The sequence below is a fragment of the Marinobacter sp. F3R08 genome (assembly GCF_018860425.1).
Lineage (GTDB): Bacteria > Pseudomonadota > Gammaproteobacteria > Pseudomonadales > Oleiphilaceae > Marinobacter.
On the sequence record NZ_JAHKPI010000015.1, the window covers coordinates 48,066 to 64,967 of the forward strand.

General features: G+C 57.7%; 18 protein-coding genes. 10 read left to right on the forward strand and 8 right to left on the reverse strand.

Annotation, left to right across the window (positions count from 1 at the left end; translation table 11 throughout):
• Positions 1-19: 19 nt before the first annotated feature.
• Complete coding sequence (locus KO499_RS09280; RefSeq protein ID WP_215983467.1) at positions 20-535, forward strand: dihydrofolate reductase; 516 nt, start codon at positions 20-22, stop codon at positions 533-535.
• Here the strand turns inward: KO499_RS09280 and KO499_RS09285 are convergent.
• Positions 514-2,040 carry a DEAD/DEAH box helicase gene (locus KO499_RS09285; protein ID WP_215983468.1) on the reverse strand — a complete coding sequence of 509 codons (1,527 nt, stop codon included), beginning with the start codon at positions 2,038-2,040 and terminating at the stop codon, positions 514-516. The genes KO499_RS09280 and KO499_RS09285 overlap by 22 nt on opposite strands.
• A 198-nt stretch (positions 2,041-2,238) precedes the next feature.
• On the opposite strand from KO499_RS09285, the gene KO499_RS09290 reads away from it, so the two are divergent.
• Positions 2,239-3,027 carry an acyl-CoA thioesterase gene (locus tag KO499_RS09290; RefSeq protein ID WP_215983469.1) on the forward strand — a complete coding sequence of 263 codons (789 nt, stop codon included), beginning with the start codon at positions 2,239-2,241 and terminating at the stop codon, positions 3,025-3,027.
• A 14-nt stretch (positions 3,028-3,041) separates the two neighbouring features.
• On the opposite strand, the gene KO499_RS09295 is transcribed toward KO499_RS09290, so the two are convergent.
• The 3 genes from KO499_RS09295 to KO499_RS09305 form a co-directional block, all read right to left on the reverse strand.
• Positions 3,042-3,941: a haloalkane dehalogenase gene (locus tag KO499_RS09295; protein WP_215983470.1), complete on the reverse strand. Its 900-nt coding sequence runs from the start codon at positions 3,939-3,941 to the stop codon at positions 3,042-3,044.
• A 146-nt stretch (positions 3,942-4,087) separates the two neighbouring features.
• On the reverse strand, positions 4,088-4,336 hold the full coding sequence (locus KO499_RS09300; RefSeq protein WP_215983471.1) for a hypothetical protein: 249 nt from the start codon (positions 4,334-4,336) through the stop codon (positions 4,088-4,090).
• A 75-nt stretch (positions 4,337-4,411) separates the two neighbouring features.
• Positions 4,412-4,762, reverse strand: coding sequence for a hypothetical protein (locus tag KO499_RS09305; protein ID WP_215983886.1), 351 nt, complete (start codon positions 4,760-4,762; stop codon positions 4,412-4,414).
• Positions 4,763-4,889: 127 nt separating this feature from the next.
• On the opposite strand from KO499_RS09305, the gene KO499_RS09310 reads away from it, so the two are divergent.
• Positions 4,890-5,975 (forward strand): AI-2E family transporter, encoded by a 1,086-nt coding sequence (locus KO499_RS09310; RefSeq protein ID WP_215983472.1) that lies wholly within the window; start codon positions 4,890-4,892, stop codon positions 5,973-5,975.
• 153 nt (positions 5,976-6,128) lie between these two features.
• A complete protein-coding gene (locus KO499_RS09315; RefSeq protein ID WP_215983473.1) occupies positions 6,129-6,539 on the forward strand; it encodes a peptidoglycan-binding domain-containing protein in 411 nt (136 codons plus the stop codon).
• 72 nt (positions 6,540-6,611) lie between these two features.
• Here KO499_RS09315 and ilvD read toward each other — a convergent pair whose 3' ends face one another.
• Positions 6,612-8,447, reverse strand: a complete 1,836-nt coding sequence (gene ilvD, locus KO499_RS09320) for a dihydroxy-acid dehydratase (protein WP_215983474.1) — start codon at positions 8,445-8,447, stop codon at positions 6,612-6,614.
• Positions 8,448-8,606: 159 nt separating this feature from the next.
• On the opposite strand from ilvD, the gene KO499_RS09325 reads away from it, so the two are divergent.
• Together KO499_RS09325 and KO499_RS09330 are read left to right on the forward strand one after the other, a co-directional pair.
• Positions 8,607-9,863: an HDOD domain-containing protein gene (locus tag KO499_RS09325; protein ID WP_215983475.1), complete on the forward strand. Its 1,257-nt coding sequence runs from the start codon at positions 8,607-8,609 to the stop codon at positions 9,861-9,863.
• Between the two features lie 11 nt (positions 9,864-9,874).
• Positions 9,875-10,453, forward strand: coding sequence for an LON peptidase substrate-binding domain-containing protein (locus KO499_RS09330; protein WP_215983476.1), 579 nt, complete (start codon positions 9,875-9,877; stop codon positions 10,451-10,453).
• A gap of 3 nt (positions 10,454-10,456) precedes the next feature.
• Here KO499_RS09330 and KO499_RS09335 read toward each other — a convergent pair whose 3' ends face one another.
• Genes KO499_RS09335 through KO499_RS09345 form a run of 3 tightly spaced genes read right to left on the reverse strand, consistent with a single transcriptional unit; the run spans position 10,457 to position 13,916 of the window.
• Positions 10,457-11,908, reverse strand: a complete 1,452-nt coding sequence (locus KO499_RS09335; RefSeq protein WP_215983477.1) for a bifunctional DedA family/phosphatase PAP2 family protein — start codon at positions 11,906-11,908, stop codon at positions 10,457-10,459.
• Entirely contained in the window at positions 11,905-12,903 is a 999-nt protein-coding gene (locus KO499_RS09340) for a GGDEF domain-containing protein (protein ID WP_215983478.1), read from the reverse strand. Before KO499_RS09340 ends, KO499_RS09335 begins: the two co-directional genes overlap by 4 nt.
• Positions 12,900-13,916 (reverse strand): GGDEF domain-containing protein, encoded by a 1,017-nt coding sequence (locus tag KO499_RS09345; protein WP_215983479.1) that lies wholly within the window; start codon positions 13,914-13,916, stop codon positions 12,900-12,902. The genes KO499_RS09340 and KO499_RS09345 overlap by 4 nt, the downstream gene beginning before the upstream one ends.
• Positions 13,917-14,089: 173 nt before the next feature.
• On the opposite strand from KO499_RS09345, the gene KO499_RS09350 reads away from it, so the two are divergent.
• The 4 genes from KO499_RS09350 to rlmH all read left to right on the forward strand — a co-directional run bounded on the left by KO499_RS09350 (position 14,090) and on the right by rlmH (position 16,896).
• Positions 14,090-15,346, forward strand: coding sequence for a glutamate-5-semialdehyde dehydrogenase (locus KO499_RS09350; RefSeq protein ID WP_215983480.1), 1,257 nt, complete (start codon positions 14,090-14,092; stop codon positions 15,344-15,346).
• A gap of 5 nt (positions 15,347-15,351) precedes the next feature.
• On the forward strand, positions 15,352-16,002 hold the full coding sequence (nadD, locus tag KO499_RS09355; protein WP_215983481.1) for a nicotinate-nucleotide adenylyltransferase: 651 nt from the start codon (positions 15,352-15,354) through the stop codon (positions 16,000-16,002).
• Positions 16,003-16,072: 70 nt separating this feature from the next.
• The gene (gene rsfS, locus KO499_RS09360; protein ID WP_215983482.1) at positions 16,073-16,423 is read left to right on the forward strand and encodes a ribosome silencing factor; all 351 of its coding nucleotides are present in this window, start codon (positions 16,073-16,075) and stop codon (positions 16,421-16,423) included.
• Positions 16,424-16,425: 2 nt separating this feature from the next.
• Positions 16,426-16,896: a 23S rRNA (pseudouridine(1915)-N(3))-methyltransferase RlmH gene (gene rlmH / locus KO499_RS09365; RefSeq protein WP_215983483.1), complete on the forward strand. Its 471-nt coding sequence runs from the start codon at positions 16,426-16,428 to the stop codon at positions 16,894-16,896.
• Positions 16,897-16,902 lie beyond the last annotated feature (6 nt).

The window sequence follows — 16,902 nt, forward strand, 5'->3', positions numbered from 1 at the left end:
CTCCGCTGGAGGCGAGCACATGAGAAAAGCCCTGATCGTCGCCATGTCCCGAAACCGGGTCATCGGCCGAAACAACAATCTGCCATGGTATTTGCCGGGTGACCTCCGTTATTTCAAACAGGCTACCATGGGCAAGCCCATTATCATGGGCAGGAAAACCTGGGATTCCGTTGGCCGGCCTCTGCCGGGGCGTATGAACGTGGTTATTTCCAGGAATGAAAGTTGGGAGGCACCAACCGGAACTGTGGCTGCGAAGTCATTGCCCGAAGCACTGGTGACAGCTGAAGCCCAGGCCGGGTTGGACGGCGGAGATGAAGTGATGATTATCGGCGGCGGGCAGATCTATGCGGAGGCGTTGCCGATGGTTGATCGCATGTACATCACCCAGGTGCACGCTGAAGTGGACGGTGATGCTTTCTTTCCGGAAGTAAACTGGGATGAATGGGAAGAAATCGGACGGGAGGATTTCTCCGCGTCCAATAACAACCCTTACGACTACAGTTTCGTCGTTTATCAGCGCTTGGCGTCTGCCTGACGCGGCGGGCGCTTACCTGCAGGTTTGGCGCCCTTGCCGGGCGGCTTGCCCTTCGGGCCGGGGCCGCTGCGACCTTTTGGCCCTTTCTTGAAGCCGCCTTTTGGCCCCTTGCGGTATTCGCCCGGGCGGCCACCTTTACGGTCGCGGCGAGGTGGCGCAGTAGTGGATACCACCGGCAACGCGTCTGGTTGCTCCAGTGGCAGAGAGCCCGGCTGGGCTGCTTCCATCCAGCACGCCATGGCGCCGGCCACCATGGCCATATCCATGTCGTTGCGTTCAGCAATCTCGTCCAGCAAAGCCATAGCCTTGGCCAGCTTCTTGTCTTCGGCGAACGCCAGCAGCTGCGTTTCAAACTGCTGCTCGCGCATTTTTTTCAGCTCAACCGGTGACGGCAGTTCGTAGGCCTGCATGGGCGAGTTGGTCGCGCGCTCCAGAGTGCGCAGCCAGCTCCGCTCCCGCGGTGTGACCAGCAGGATGGCCTTGCCTTCGCGTCCCGCACGTCCGGTACGGCCAACGCGGTGAATATAGGCTTCGGTATCGTAGGGCACATCGTAATTGATCACGTGAGTGATGCGGGGTACGTCCAACCCTCGGGCTGCAACATCCGTGGCGACGATGATGTCCTTTTTGCTGCGTTTGAGGTCCTCGACGGTCTGCTCGCGCTGGCGCTGGTTCAGGTCGCCGTTCAACGGCGCAACAGCATGGCCGCGGGCTGACAGCTTCTCGGCCAGCAGAGTGGTTTCTGCCTTGGTACGAACGAAGATGATGGAGGCGTCAAACGGCTCAACTTCCAGAATCCGGGTCAGGGCGTCCAGCTTCCGCTCGGCATAGACCGGCAGAACGTACTGGGAGATGCGCTCGACCGTGCGGGTTTCGCTCTCAATCCGAACTTCGGTAGCTTTCCGCAGGTAGGTCTGGGCAACTTTCTTGATCTGTGGCGGCATGGTGGCCGAGAACAGCGCGCGTTGGCAGTTCTCTGGTGTCTTCGCCAGAATGGCTTCCACATCGTCAATAAAGCCCATGCGCAACATTTCGTCGGCTTCATCGAGAACCAGCGCTTTCAGGCTGTCCAGTTTCAGGGTGCCCTTGCGCAGGTGGTCGAGCATGCGGCCCGGTGTGCCTACGATAACCTGGGCGCCACGGCGAAGGCCTTTGATCTGGGGGTAAAAGTCCTGGCCGCCGTAGATCGGCAGCACATGGAAATTCCGGAACTTGCTGGCGTATGTAGTAAAGGCCTCAGCCACCTGGATAGCGAGTTCCCTGGTCGGGGCCAAAACCAGAATCTGGGGATCGGTTACAGAGGCGTCAATCCGGCTCAGGAGAGGCAGTGCAAAAGCCGCGGTTTTACCGGTGCCAGTCTGGGCGACGCCCAGTAGATGGTTGCCAGCAAGTAGCGCGGGGATAGACTGGGCCTGGATGGGGGACGGGGTTTCATAACCAACAGCGGATACAGCTTCAAGTACGGCTGGATCAAGCCCCAGTTCGGCAAAGGACAATTCAGACATTGATTCACTCGGAATTCGGGAGGTAGAGCATTGCCGGGCAATGCATGATGTGAGAACAGTATAGCGGTTTTCTTGCTTCTTTAATATGCAAAAGCCAGGCTCGGCTGTAGGTAGTTGCCGGGGAGGTGTCATTGCATTGCTGTCCAATCTTGGGCAATCTTCGAATCTATCCCGATAGGTTGCTAACAGGAACAAGAAATGACCTTTGACGAATTATTGCAGGCTGTTCATGAAAATCAGGATCTTGTGTTGCCGTCGGACTGGTCCCAGGGGCGGGCTACTTTTGGCGGTCTGACGGCTGCGTTGATGTTTGCGCGGATGGAAAAGCTTGTTGCCGAAGGCAGGGCAATGCGGTCGTTGCAAGTGTCGTTCGTGGGGCCGGTAGAACCGGGGATTCCCGCCAGCTTTGAGGCCGAAATTCTGCGTGAGGGCAAGGCGGTCAGTCAGGTTCAGGGGCGCATTGTCCAGAACGGTGAAACCCGGCTGGTGTGTCTTGGCAGTTTCGGGGGAGATCGCGAGTCGGCGGTGCAGGTGGAGGCGTTGCCAGCGCCAGAGGCGATGCCGGTTTCTGACTGTCCCGGGCTGGATTATATCGAAGGTGTCACCCCGGAATTTATTAAGCAGATAGAGATGCGCTGGGCTTTCGGTAACCTGCCGTTCAGCGGCAAGGGTGGTCGTGAACTCGGCGGCTGGATGCAGTTCCGGAAGGCCCCGGATAGGTTTTCCGATGCCCACATAATTGCCCTTGTTGATGCCTGGCCACCGGCACTGCTGCCGTATCTGAAACAGAGGGTGAGGACCAGTTCGCTGAGCTGGGCGTTGGATATTGTCCATCCGCGGCCGGTTATCGAACCGGGTGACTGGCTGCTGTACAAGGTCTCGATAGATCAGGCCGGGGCCGGTTATGGCCACACGCAGGCGGGGATATGGACAGCCAAAGGCGAGCTGGTGGCGCTGAGTCGTCAGACCGTCACGGTGTTCGGGTAGATGAAGGCGGCCGGTCAGGCCGCCATTTCGGATTTCAGAGCGTCAATGATGATGCGGGCGAAATCCTCGGGTGAATCTTCCTGAAGGAAGTGTCCGCCGCTAAGCGTGATATGAGGTTGACCGTGTGCACCCGGTATCCGGCGTTGCATGTGCCGGTCTCCGCCGCGGGTGACCGGGTCGCCATTGCTGAAGCAGGTGATGAACGGCTTTTTCCAGTTTTCCAGGACCTGCCAGGCGGCCTTATTGGCGTCGCTGTCTGGCGTGCCTTGTTCTACCGGCACCAGTTTTGGAAACGCTCTCGCTCCCGCCTTGAACTCGGCTGATGGAAACGGAGCTTCATAGGCGGCAATTTCGGCCTTGCTCAGGGTGCGGTCGGTGCCGAGTTGCACGATGCGACCAATCGGGAACCATGGGCTGTGCGTGACAAAGGCCTTCCAGATAGTAAACACCGCAGGGGCCGGTGTTTCCCCGGTTGGCAACATGCCATTTCCTACGATGATGCGGCTGAAGCGCTGGTGGTGTTCCGCTGCCAGGCGCAGACCGAGCAGTGACCCCCAGTTCTGGCACACAAGAGTGATGTTCGTGAGATTCAGCTGTTCCAGCCAGTTCGCCAGCCAGGTCAGGTGGCGGCCATAACTGTAGTCCGCAACCGACGCCGGCTTGTCGGATTTGCCGAAACCGATCAGATCCGGAGCCAGCACCCGATACCCGGCGTCTGCCACGAGAGGAATCATGTGCCTGTATAGATAAGACCAGGACGGTTCGCCATGAAGCATCAGTACCGGTGCAGCATTGCGCGGGCCTTCGTCAACGTAATGCATCCGAAGCCCGGTATCTACGTCGAGATGGTGTGGAGCGAAAGGATAATCCGGAAGACCTGCGAAGCGGGCTTCATTGGTTCTCAGAATACGCATGCCATCGACTGTCCTGACTGATTGGTTGCGTGATTGCCGGGTGGCTCCGGTGGTCCGGATGCCTGAATACAATCGTCGAAGATCAGGATAAAGCAGATGGAAAATTTGTGTGTTTGAGTTGCGTAACAGAGCGTTGCGGCTTTGAATCAGGACGCAATGCCGAACAGGCGTTCAGGGTTGTCGATACCGGCCAGGGCGTCGTCGCAACAGTTGACAGCGCCGCAATCATCGGCTGAACAAAGGCCGATAGTTCGGCATTCCATTCGCTGGTGCGGGTTGTCTTGATTCGAAAAAATCCGTGTTCTGGACAGGATTGATTGGCAGTGGCCACACAGCAGTGTGGGTACCGCACAGCCATCCGCCAGAAGTGCTTTGTAGTGATGTTGTTCAGTCATAAAAAACCTCCTGATACTGTCCAACATAGGTACTAAACATGACATTTCAAAGTAGGCGTGCCGGTGGTATACGAATCAAGCGTCAGGATCGGCCAGTGGCCGGCGGTTAGAGCGCTTGTCATCCCAATCAAGCTCTTTCGGGTCGTACCAGCCGATCTCGGTGAGTACTCGCTCCCGTGTTTGTGGCGAAAGGGTAGGCCAGAGCTCCTGGAAGTCCTCGAGGCCAAGATCCCGTTGCTTCTGTTGCTTGCTCTGGAGCCGGTTAATGATGCGGGGCAGTTGCAGGGCTTCGCCAAGTTGGCCAGGCACCATGACTTCCTGACCCATCACCTTGCGCCGGTGAGTTCTCGCTGCCAGAACCTTGCGCAGTTGCGTAGCCGCGTCCAGAGCTGTCTCGGTGGTGAAGGTTTCCAATTCCAATAAAATGACCTGTCTATTGGTTGACTAATAACCGTCCACTATACCCTGAAGACTGCTACAGTGGCCACGTCAGCGTGGTAGGGTAGAATGGCCCGCTCAATCGCAAAAATTAAACCGGGGAACCGCACGAACTATGTACGCAAAACTTGAAACACGGACTTTTCTGGCGTTGCTGGTAGGCGTTTCCCTTGCCTTTGTCTTTCTGATGAAGCCGTTTTTCGGGCCTATATTCTGGTCAATCGCCATCGCCTTGATTTTTCACCCGGTGCAGCAGTCACTGGTACGAAAGCTGGGGGACCGGCCCAATGTGAATGCCCTGATCACCTTGTGTATTTGTCTGTTTATCGTGGTCATCCCGGTTCTGGTTCTGATTACCTCCCTGGTGGCTGAGGGCGTTGCGCTTTATCAGCAGATTCAGAGTGGCGAGATACGTCCGGGCGATTACATTGATCGGGTCAACCAGTCTTTTCCTGCTATTCAGGCGTTCCTCGCACAGTTTGACATCAGCTTTGCCGAACTGAGGGACAGGGCGGTGAGCATTTTCGTCGGAGGCAGTCAGTTTCTTGGCAAGCAGGCGCTGGGCCTGGGGCAGAATACCTTTCAGTTTTTCCTGGGCCTTGCGTTGATGGTGTATCTGGCGTTCTTCCTGCTAAGAGACGGCAGTGCGCTGGTCGAACTGATTATTCGGGCTTTGCCGCTTGGCGATGAGCGGGAGAGGCTGCTCTTTGCCAAGTTTGCTGAAGTGACGCGGGCAACGGTTAAAGGCAACCTGCTGATTGCGATCATTCAGGGGGCTTTGGGTGGCCTGATTTTCTGGGTTCTTGGGATCAATGGCGCGATACTCTGGGGTGTCGTGATGGCAATTGTGTCACTTTTGCCAGCGGTGGGCGCCGCTCTGGTTTGGGTGCCAGCAGCCATCTATCTGGCAGCGGTAGGAGATATGGTCGAAGCGGTCGTGCTGACTGTCTTCGGTGTTGTGGTGATCGGGTTGGCGGATAACCTGCTTCGCCCGGTACTGGTCGGTCGGGATACCAAGCTCCCGGACTACATCGTTCTGTTATCGACGCTTGGGGGCATCGTCATGTTCGGCATCAACGGTTTCGTGATGGGACCCCTGGTGGCAGCCTTGTTCATGGCTTTCTGGGGCATTTTTATCCGTGAGTTTAGCGAAGAGGCCCACCGACTGCCGGCTAGTGGGGATGATGAAGCCTCAGAGTGAAGCCATGAAGCGAGGCAGGATGTCTTGTAAGACGACATGCGACCAAAGTATGGTAGCCTTTGAACGGTATGCCCCAGCCTGTGGAGATAGGCACCACATAACAAGAAAGAAACGGATATCTCTGAGATATCAGGAGTTAGGCAGGTGAGTACAATGAGAGCAGCATATTCCCGACTGACACGCCTGGCCGCTGTGGCCGGATTGGCCGTCACACTGGGCTTTGCCCCTGCGGCCTTTGCGAATGAAATTGTTTCACTCAAGAATGCGCTCTACGGAGCGGGTTACGACATTACCAATGTCAGTCGGCAGATGGACGAACCCACCCGGACCGCGCTGACCCGGTTCCAGGAGGATCATGGTCTTCAGGCTACCGGTATTCTGGATGACTCAACCAAGGAAGCCCTCGGTATCATCTCCGTTCAGATCGCGGCGTCTGCACCGGCACAAGCCGCCGAGCCCAGCAGCGTCTCCGCTCAGGACTCTTCTTCCGCGTCGCAACCGCCTGCACCGGAGCAGGAGGATGCCATTGACGAAAAAGAAGATGGTGGCTGGTCACTCTGGTAATCAGAGTCAGCTGAAAGACAGCCCGCCGGAGTTTTCCGCCGGGCTTTTTTTCTGGCTGGTTATCAGGCCGGTTCAGTCAAGCTTTTCGAGATCGCGCACCGCACCTTTGTCGGCACTGGTGGCCAGTAGCGCGTAGGCTTTCAGCGCCGCCGATACCTTGCGGTCGCGCGGCAGTTCCGGTTTCCAGCCTTTCGCATCTCTGAGTTCCCGACGACGGTCCAGTTCGTGCTGGTCCAGTTCGACATTGATGGTCCGGTTCGGTATGTCGATACGGATAGTGTCGCCGTTTTCGATCAGACCAATGGCCCCGCCGGCCGCCGCTTCTGGTGACGCGTGGCCGATGGACAGGCCTGAGGTGCCTCCGGAGAAGCGTCCATCCGTCAGCAGAGCACACTCCTTGCCCAGCCCTTTGGATTTCAGATAACTGGTGGGGTACAGCATTTCCTGCATACCGGGGCCACCACGTGGGCCTTCATAACGTATGATAACGATCTCGCCGGGCTTGACCTCATCCGCCAAAATGCCAGCAACCGCGGAATCCTGACTCTCGAATACCCGGGCTTTGCCTTCAAAGAGATAGATGCTCTCGTCCACGCCCGCGGTTTTGACTACGCAACCATCGAGGGCAATATTGCCATACAGAACAGCAAGGCCACCCTCGGAGCTGTAGGCGTTTTCAACCGAACGGATGCAGCCCGTCTCCCGGTCGCCATCCAGCGTTGGCCAGCGTGTGCTCTGGGAGAATGCGGTCTGGGTGGGGATGCCGGCAGGTCCGGCTTTATAGAATTCGACCACTTCGGTGGTCGGTGATCTCATGATGTCCCAGGTCTCCAGAGCCTCTTTCATGGTCTTGCTGTGAACGGTGGGTAGATTGGTGTCGATGAGTCCGCCCCGTTCCAGTTCGCCCAGAATGCCCATGATACCGCCGGCCCGGTGCACATCTTCCATGTGGTATTTTGGCGAGTTAGGCGCTACTTTGCACAGCTGGGGGACAGAGCGTGAGAGCTGGTCGATCTCGCTCAGAGTAAAAGGTACGCCACCTTCCTGGGCTGCTGCCAGCAAATGCAGGATGGTGTTTGTTGAGCCGCCCATGGCGATGTCCATTACCATGGCATTTTTGAAGGCCGCCATTGAAGCAATGCTCAAGGGTAGTACGCTGGCATCGTCTTCCTCGTAATAACGCCGCGCATTTTCCACAATCTGCCGGCCGGCATTGAGAAACAACTGTTCGCGATCAGCGTGTGTAGCCAGCAGTGAACCGTTGCCGGGTAACGCCAGGCCAATGGCTTCGGTCAGGCAGTTCATGGAATTGGCCGTGAACATGCCGGAGCAGGAACCGCAGGTAGGGCAGGCACTGCGTTCGTACTCTTCCACCTGTTCGTCGGAGGCATGGGGGTCGGCCGCAATGACCATGGCATCCACCAGGTCCAGCTTGTGTTCGGAAAGCTTTGTTTTGCCGGCTTCCATGGGCCCGCCGGAGACGAAAATCGTCGGAATGTTCAGGCGCATGGCGGCCATCAGCATGCCCGGGGTAATTTTGTCGCAGTTGGAAATGCATACAAGCGCGTCGGCACAGTGGGCGTTCACCATGTACTCTACAGAGTCTGCGATAATTTCCCGGGAGGGTAGCGAGTACAGCATGCCGTCGTGGCCCATGGCGATGCCATCATCTACCGCGATTGTATTGAATTCCTTGGCAACGCCTCCGGAGGCCTCGATTTCGCGGCATACGAGTTGCCCGAGGTCTTTGAGGTGGACGTGGCCTGGCACGAATTGGGTAAAGGAGTTGGCGACTGCGATAATGGGCTTGCCAAAATCTCCATCTTTCATACCGGTGGCGCGCCAGAGGGCACGGGCGCCGGCCATGTTGCGGCCTGCTGTGGATGTCCGCGAACGATACTGAGGCATGGTGTTCTGCTCTCTCTGTTGTTGCCTGACGAAAAGGGTCAAAAACCAGAGGATACCAGATTAGACTCGACGCGCATGGTTGTTTTCGGAGCGGCTGTTTACAATAGGTAACTCAGTTGCCAACTTATTTTCAGGTTTGAATCGACAAGGAGTACGCCTATGGCTGGCCAGGAAAGCCTGCCGCTTCGCCGCCTTAAAGAATTTCAGCCTTTGAACCGGCTGACGGATGATCAACTTGTCCTGCTGGCCAGTCGTGCCGAGAGACGAACCCATGGGCCAGGGCAGCGGGTTCTGGAACGGGGTGTCCGGGATGGTCTGGATTTCTTTCTTGTTTCCGGCAAGGTGGAGCTTGAATCTCTGGACGGCCGTAAATCAATCATCGAGGCCGAGACGGAGAAAGCCCATAATCCCGTTGCCCGGCTGCAGCCACGAATGTACGACGTAACGGCCGTTGCGCCCAGCGAATTCCTGGTCGTCGAACAGGAGATCCTCAATCAGTTGCTGCGCTCGGCGCCGGTAGAGCAGGTAGAAATGGATTCCGGTGAGAGCACCGGTGATATGGAGAGTGAAGAGCACCACCTGTTGATGGAATTCCTGTCTGAGCTGAGGTCCAATCAGGTCAAGCTCCCCAGTGTGCCGGATGTGGCCTGGAAGGTCCGGAGGGCTGTTGATCGTGATGAGTCCACGGCAGACCAGGTAGCGCTGGCGGTCTCTGCGGATCCGGCCATGGCGGCGAAGCTCGTCCGTGCCTGCAATAGCCCCTTGTATCGCGGGTTCAGTGATGTCCGGAATGTCCGGGAAGCGGTTGTCCGCCTCGGTATGCGAACAACTCGTCAGCTAGTGACTGTGTTCTCCATGCGCGAGGTGTTCAAGACGCGTCAGGCGGCGTTGCAGAAAGAAATGGAAAAGCTCTGGCGACACTCCCGGGAAGTGGCGGCCCTGTGTTGGGTTCTGGCTGATCATGCCACTCGGCTCAACCCGGAAGAGGCGCTGCTGGCAGGTCTGCTCCATGATATCGGTGTGGTCCCGGTTCTGGTGCAGGCAGAGCACCATGTGAATCTGTTTGCTGATGAGGCCAACCTTGGTCACGCGATCAAAGAACTTAGAGCGGACGTGGGTACGGCGGTTCTGGAAAACTGGTCATTCCCTCCGGCATTCGTGGAGGCGGTTCGTCATGCTGAGGACTGGGGGTATGAATGCCGGGAGGCGTCGCCTCAGTTGGTGGACGTGGTGATTGTGGCACAACTGCATTCCATGATTGGTTCCAGTCAGAATGCCGATCTGCCCTCGTTTGACGAGGTGCCGGCATATCGGCGCCTGGGTGAACTTGAACTCAACGCTTCCCGCAGTTTGCAGCTTCTGACGGAGGCCAGGGCCCGGGTCGACGAAGTTCAACAATTGTTGGCCATTCGGTGACTGTTGAACTTATGAACGTACCTTTGTTTCCCCTGAATTCCATCGTCCTGCCCAGGGGGCGGATTCCCCTGCAGCTGTTCGAACCGCGCTACATCGATATGCTTACCCGATGTCTGAAGGAAGATCGCGGGTTCGTTGTGGTGTTGTTGCAAGAAGGCGGAGAAGCCGGGCGTACGGTAGCCTTTTACGACATTGGCACCTACGTGCGGATCATTGATTTTCAGCAACTCGACAATGGCCTCCTGGGGATCACCGTTGAGGGTGAGTCCAAGGTCTCGGTGATTCGTAGCTGGCAACAGGAAGATGGATTGAATCTGGGCGATGTCGAGTGTCTGATTGAAGAGGTGGCGAGTGAGGTGCCGGAGAGTTTCAGCGAGCTGCCGTCGGTGCTGAAGGCCCTGTTCCGGCATCCCGTTATCCGGGATCTCAATATGGAAATTGATTACGGGGATGCCCGTGATGTCGGCTGGCGGCTCACGGAGCTGCTGCCCCTGGACAAGCAGGAGAAGCAGAGATTGGTGGAGCTGCAGGATCCTCTGGAGCGACTTGGCCGTCTTCAGGAGCTTCTGGAGGCTTTGGAAGAGGGGTAGGCTCTAGCTCACCGGTCGAAAATTCAGAACGGCCTGTTCCCATGACATCATGATATATCCCACAGCAAACACCAGCCAGATAACCGTAGCGGCCACGACGGTTATATCGGGTGCCAGTGGTACCTTATCGTAACGGCTGTAGCTGGCCCGGATTGCTCCGGTGACCGTCAGAGCAAGCAATAGCCCTCCGATCACGTCTGTGAACCAATGAACGCCCAGGTAGAGCCGGCTCAGCGCGACCGGTACCAGTGGGAGAGACAGAAGAACATAGTACTGCCAACGCTTCCGGTGCCGGCTTTCACTGGCAACAAAGCTTGCCAGCAGAGTTACCAGCAGGGTAATCCCCGCGGTGTGGCCGCTGGGAAAGGCTCCTGAGTCAGGCGGCCCCATGACTTCGGTGGGCCGGGGGACACCGAGCAGGGTTTTAAGGCCCCAGACCAGAATAGCCGTCACGACGATGGCGATCAGGATATGGATGGCGGCGGCATAGTAGCCCCGAAGCAGCAGGGTTGCGCAGGCAAGTGCACCAGCGGCCATTAAAACCGGAGGGTCGCCAATCAATGTAACGGCAATGAAGGGGCCATCTAGCAGAGGCTGTCGGAGTTGCTCGAACCACTGGAGAACCGACTGGTCGAACCCGTCAAGCAGATTGGTTGCTGTAGCGAGTTGTCCCCAGATCAGGAAGAGTGCGGACGCGCCCAAAGCAAGCATGAATGACGCCAGAGGGAACTCGCCCTCCCGGGCAGGGCGTTGATTGGTGTACAGGCGCCAGAATCGATTCATGGCTTCGTATTGCTCCATCCATCGTTTAAGCCCCCGATAGAAGCGGCTGCTTTCTCCAAGCCCCAGTTGAAAACGCAGGAGCACGAAATAGACCACGGTCAGGGCGGCGAGGCTGACGCCGATCACCGCATAAAAGTGAGCCGGGGGCCTGATTTCGCTGGCCAGGGCGCTGCCGACGAGAAATCCCGGGAAAATATAGACGGGTGCCCAGGCGAACGCCGAGCCGATGTTAAAGACCAGAAAGCGACGCCAGGGCATCATCAGAGCCCCGGCCACGAGGGGGATAACCGGCCTTACCGGCCCGACAAAGCGCCCGATGATCACGCTTTTACCGCCGTGACGGTTAAAAAAACGCTCTCCAGTACTGACGATCTTCGGGTATCGGCTCAGTGGCCAGGCTGTTGTCAGGCGCCCCTCTAGCACCCGGCCAAGGCCAAAGCTTACGGTATCGCCAGCAATCGCTCCCAGGCCGGCCCAGAGCAGAGCTTCGGGTAGCGGCATGCCAGTCTCACCGGCCATTACCGCAACGGCAAACAGAATGGCGACGCCGGGGACAACAATCCCGGCTATAGCGAGGGATTCAATGAATGCGGTCCCAAACAGAGCCAGCGCCAGCCAGCCGGGATGCAGGCTCAGCCAGGCCGACAGGTCGTTTAGCCAGGCACTGCTCATGTTTCGATGGTTTCTCCCGGACTGAACCAGACCGAATCAGCGCCTCGCCTGCGGGCCTCCTCCATGGCCTGGTGGGCTCGCTTTCTGAACATGTCGGTGCGGGTGTCGCCACTGCCCCGAGTGGTGCAGCCGATGCTCACGGTCGCCTTGCCAACCACGGGCCAATTGTGCTCGGCGATGGTCCGACGAATCCGCTCCGCTATTACCCGCAAGCCTTCTTCGGGCGTAAACGGCAGTATCAGGAAAAACTCGGAATCCTTTAACGTGTACAGAGTGTCGCCAGCGCGTATCACACCGAAGAGGTGCTCGGTGATATCCCGGAACAGGCCCTGGATCTGATCCTTACCATGGAGATCGGCCACTTCATCCGCGTAATCAATGCTCAGATCGATCACTGAAAGACTGTGCCCGGTGGCAATCGCGCGACTGATTTCTTTCTGCAGGGTTTCATCCAGAAAGCGGGCATTGTGGGCTCCGGTCAGCGGATCCGTAATAGCCAGATCCTCAGCCGACTGGGCCATATGGTCATAGTGCCAGATGTACAGGGCAGCGACGGCCAGAAGAATGAACAAACCCGCGTTGATCGTGAGGGCGGCAGCCGGCTCGGTTTCCAGAAAAAGAATGGTCGACATGGGTAACAGCAGCAGAAGCGAGAGCCCGACGCCCTGGCGCAACGGCAGGATAAGCAGGTTCAGAACGAGCAGGGGCATTGCCCAGTGACTGATGCCGGGCGCGTCCATGGTCAACAACGCCGCCAGCATGCCGCTGTTCAGGCCGGACAGGAGGATGAGGTGTCCCGGCGCAGATAGCTGATGGCGCCGGCAAATAATAGTGTATATGGCGCCGACCAGAGTCAGTATGGCCATACCGGATGCCAGATAGAACAACTCATAGAAGCCGTAGCGGAGGTTTTGCACGGCCAGGGTTGAAATGAACAGGCAGGCAATGCTGTAGCCGGCGGCGTGGGTCCATGTCCGGAGGCGGGTCTCTGTCATGAAACCGGTCCCTGTGCTTGCGGTTGGCTCGGTTGTGCCGGCTGTGACCAGGAACTGTAGGCCTGGCTCCGGTTACCACCTTGTTGCTGCGCCCTGCGCAGAGCATTCGCTGCGCTCTGCTGCAAGCTATTGGCATCGTCGCCGATATTCAGCCCGGCAATTCCTGTACTGACGGTCAGGTTCATGCCGTGTGATTCCAGGAGGTTTGCCAGACCCTTGCGGATAGTTTCAGCGCGGACGATGGCGTCGCCGGTGGAAATGCCTGGCAGGATTGCCAGAAACTGGAGGTCTGCAACCCGGTAATAGGTGTCGAAATCACGGATCTGGGAATGCAGGTAGCGACCAATGCGCGGAAGTATCGAACGGATATCCTCATCCGGTTCGTCGTCACTGAGATGAGTGTCCAGTCCGATCATGATAATCGACATATCCGTGCCTTCCCGTTCACTGCGTTGGATTTCCTTGTGCAGATCGGCGAAAAGGTATTCCCGGCTGGCGGCTTGGGTCAGCTCATCGGTTCGACGCAACGGGGCCAGCTGCCGGGCCTTATAATCACGCAGGAACACCAGCAGGGCCGAGAGCAGAATGGTGAGCAGGAAGGCGCTGATCATCTGGTGCCGGTCGGCAAGACCGACGGCCCAATGTGAAGCGATTATTGCCAGAACAGCGATAACCACGGTCACCAGTGTTGCAGCTGCAGGAGGGATCAACGCAAAAGCGACAAGTGGAAGACCGTAGAGCCAGTGGCTCAAAATCCAGGGGCCGGTCCAGAAACTGGCGAGCAGGATCAGGAGAAGAACAACGAAGAAGGCCTGCTGGACCCGGGGCCAGGGCTGGTTGATCCGGTTTTGGTGATAGGCCTTACCGGCAATGACAACGCCTGAAGCCGCAGCCGCAGCAGCGGCAACCATGGGTTCTCCCATTACTGCGCAAAGGGTTGCGATGGCGATCAGGGCTACAAAGCCTGCCCGTGATAACTTGCTTAACAGGAATTTTTCGGCCATCTGGGCCATGGTGTCCTTCCTTCTCCTGAACTCCCCGAAAAAACCTTCCTCGGGGAGCCGTTCAGGTTCCGAGTATGGCATATCGCAGCTGTATAATATCTGTTTGGGATGCGTACTTGAAACGGGAAAGGTAAAGTTAGGCACTTATTCCTGATTCCGCTTGAAAACAGAAAGGTACATGAATGGACATAGTAGCGTATATGGCCGAGGTCGGGCAGCAAGCACGCACAGCTGCAACCGGCGTGGCGCGTTCCACCACCGACGCGCGCAATCAGGCGTTACTGGCGACGGCAGAGTCTCTGGATGCAGCCCGGGAAGAGCTTTCTCTGGCCAATGGCAAGGATCTGCAGCGGGGGCGTGAAAACGGCCTGGATGCAGCAATGCTGGACCGGCTGGAACTCACACCGCAGCGAATCGATGCGATGATCGAGGGTCTGCGCCAGGTGGCGACTTTGCCTGACCCTATCGGTGCCATTACTGACATGGCCTATCGCCCATCCGGTATTCAGGTTGGCAAGATGCGCGTTCCGTTGGGTGTCATCGGTATCATCTACGAGTCTCGCCCGAACGTGACGGTTGAGGCTGCCAGCCTGTGCCTCAAATCGGGCAATGCGGCCATTCTCCGAGGCGGTTCCGAGTCGATCCACTCCAATCAGGCGATTGCCCGCTGCCTTGCCGAAGGTCTGGCGCAAGCGGGGCTGCCCGAAAACGCAGTGCAGGTGATCAAAACAACGGACCGGAGTGCCGTGGGTGAACTGATCACCATGCCGGACTATGTTGATGTCATTGTGCCCAGAGGCGGTAAGGGGCTGATCGAGCGCATCAGCCGTGATGCCAGGGTTCCTGTCATCAAGCATCTTGATGGTGTCTGCCATGTATACGTTGACAGCCATGCCGACCCTGAAAAGGCGCTCAAGGTGGCGGTCAATGCGAAAACCCACCGGTACGGTACCTGCAACACGATGGAAACCCTTCTGGTCGACGCTGAGGTTGCAGAAGATATTCTGCCCCTGTTGGCCCGGGCTTTTATTGATAAGGGGGTGGAGTTGCGTGGTTGCGAGCAGAGTCGGGCGATAGTCGACGGCCTGGTCGAAGCCACTGAGGCAGACTGGGAGGCAGAATACCTCGCCCCGGTGTTGGCAGTGCGTGTGGTTGACGGACTGGACGGCGCGATTGGCCACATTAACCGATACAGCTCCCAGCATACCGACAGCATCATCACGGAGAATTATACCCGAGCCCGTCGTTTTATCACCGAAGTGGATTCCAGTTCCGTGATGGTCAACGCCTCGACACGCTTTGCCGATGGGTTTGAATACGGTCTTGGGGCTGAAATCGGAATCTCTACCGACAAGATCCACGCCCGGGGTCCGGTGGGGCTTGAGGGCCTCACATCCCAGAAATATGTGGTTTTCGGTGATGGACATATCCGGACCTGATGCCCATGCATGTAATTTATGGCGGGACGTTTGATCCGGTACATCATGGTCATCTCAGGCTGGCGCTGGAAATGACTGACCGTCTGGGGGTTGAGCGAATCAGTCTGGTGCCCTGTCATATTCCTCCCCATCGGGGGAAGACAGGTGCGTCCCCGGGGCAGCGGTTGAAAATGCTCAGGTTGGCGGTTGCCGGAGAGCCTCGTCTGCATATCGATGATCGGGAGTTGGCGCGAGAGGGGGCTTCCTATACAGCCGATACCTTGCGCCAGCTTCGTGCAGAGCTTGGGCCAGACGAACCTCTGGTGATGGTGGTCGGGACCGATGCATTCGCGGGCTTTGATCGCTGGCGGGAGTGGCAGCAAATACCGGAGCTGGCTCATGTGGTTGTCGTTCGCCGGCCGGGCCCGGCACTGGACCCATCCGGAGAGCCCGCTCGATTGCTGGCTGAGCGTGGCGTGGCTGGCCCTCAGAGCCTGCACGATCGCCCTTGCGGCTGTGTTTTATCGCTGGATCCCCCGCTTCTGGATATTTCTGCCACAGGAATACGTGAGCGAATTGCGAGCGGTCGTTCACCCCGTTACCTGATGCCCGATCCGGTCTGGACAGAAATTCGCCATCAGGGACTGTACGGTGCATGCCCCGACGGGAACTTTTAGTGCTACAATCGCGTCTGAATATGACATTTCGGGCGGCCATACCGGCAAACGCCCGTCCAACAGGGTGATTATGCAGGCAGAGCAACTGAAAGATCTGGTAGTTAATGCGCTTGAAGACGTGAAAGCACAGGACATCAGCGTGATTGATGTTCGTGACCGCACCAGTGTCACCGACTTCATGATTCTGGCATCCGCTACATCCAACCGCCATGTGAAATCTCTCGCCGACTCCGTCGTTGTCGAAGCCAAAGAGCAGGGCGTGCGCGCGAGCAATGTTGAGGGCGCAGGCGTCAGCGATTGGATTCTTGTGGATCTGGGCGATGTGGTAGTTCACGTGATGATGCCTGCCACGAGGGAATTTTACGATCTGGAGCGCTTCTGGCGCGATGCTCCGGATCTTGGTGTTGCGGGCAGCGAATAGTTATGCGGTTACGCCTGATCTGTGTGGGGCAGAAAATGCCCGACTGGGTCAGTACCGGATTCGGAGATTATGCCCGCCGCATGCCGCCGGAGCTACCCGTAGATCTGGTAGAGATTCCCGTCGCCCATCGGGGCAAGAATCCCGATATCCCCAGACTTATGCAGCGAGAGAGCGACGCTATCCTGGCGGCCACCGGCCAGAAGGATCGTGTGATTGCGCTGGAAGTTGGAGGTCGACCCTGGTCGACCGAAAAACTCGCAGCGCAATTGGAACTCTGGCAGCAGGATGGCCGAGACGTCAGTTTTCTGGTGGGAGGCCCGGACGGGTTGGCCGATGCCTGCCGCAAGCGGGCAGACCAACAATGGTCGTTGTCGCCGCTCACCTTGCCTCATCCCTTAGTGCGTATTGTTCTGGCAGAACAACTGTACCGGGCCTGGTCGATCACCCGCAATCACCCGTACCACCGAGGCTAGGGGACA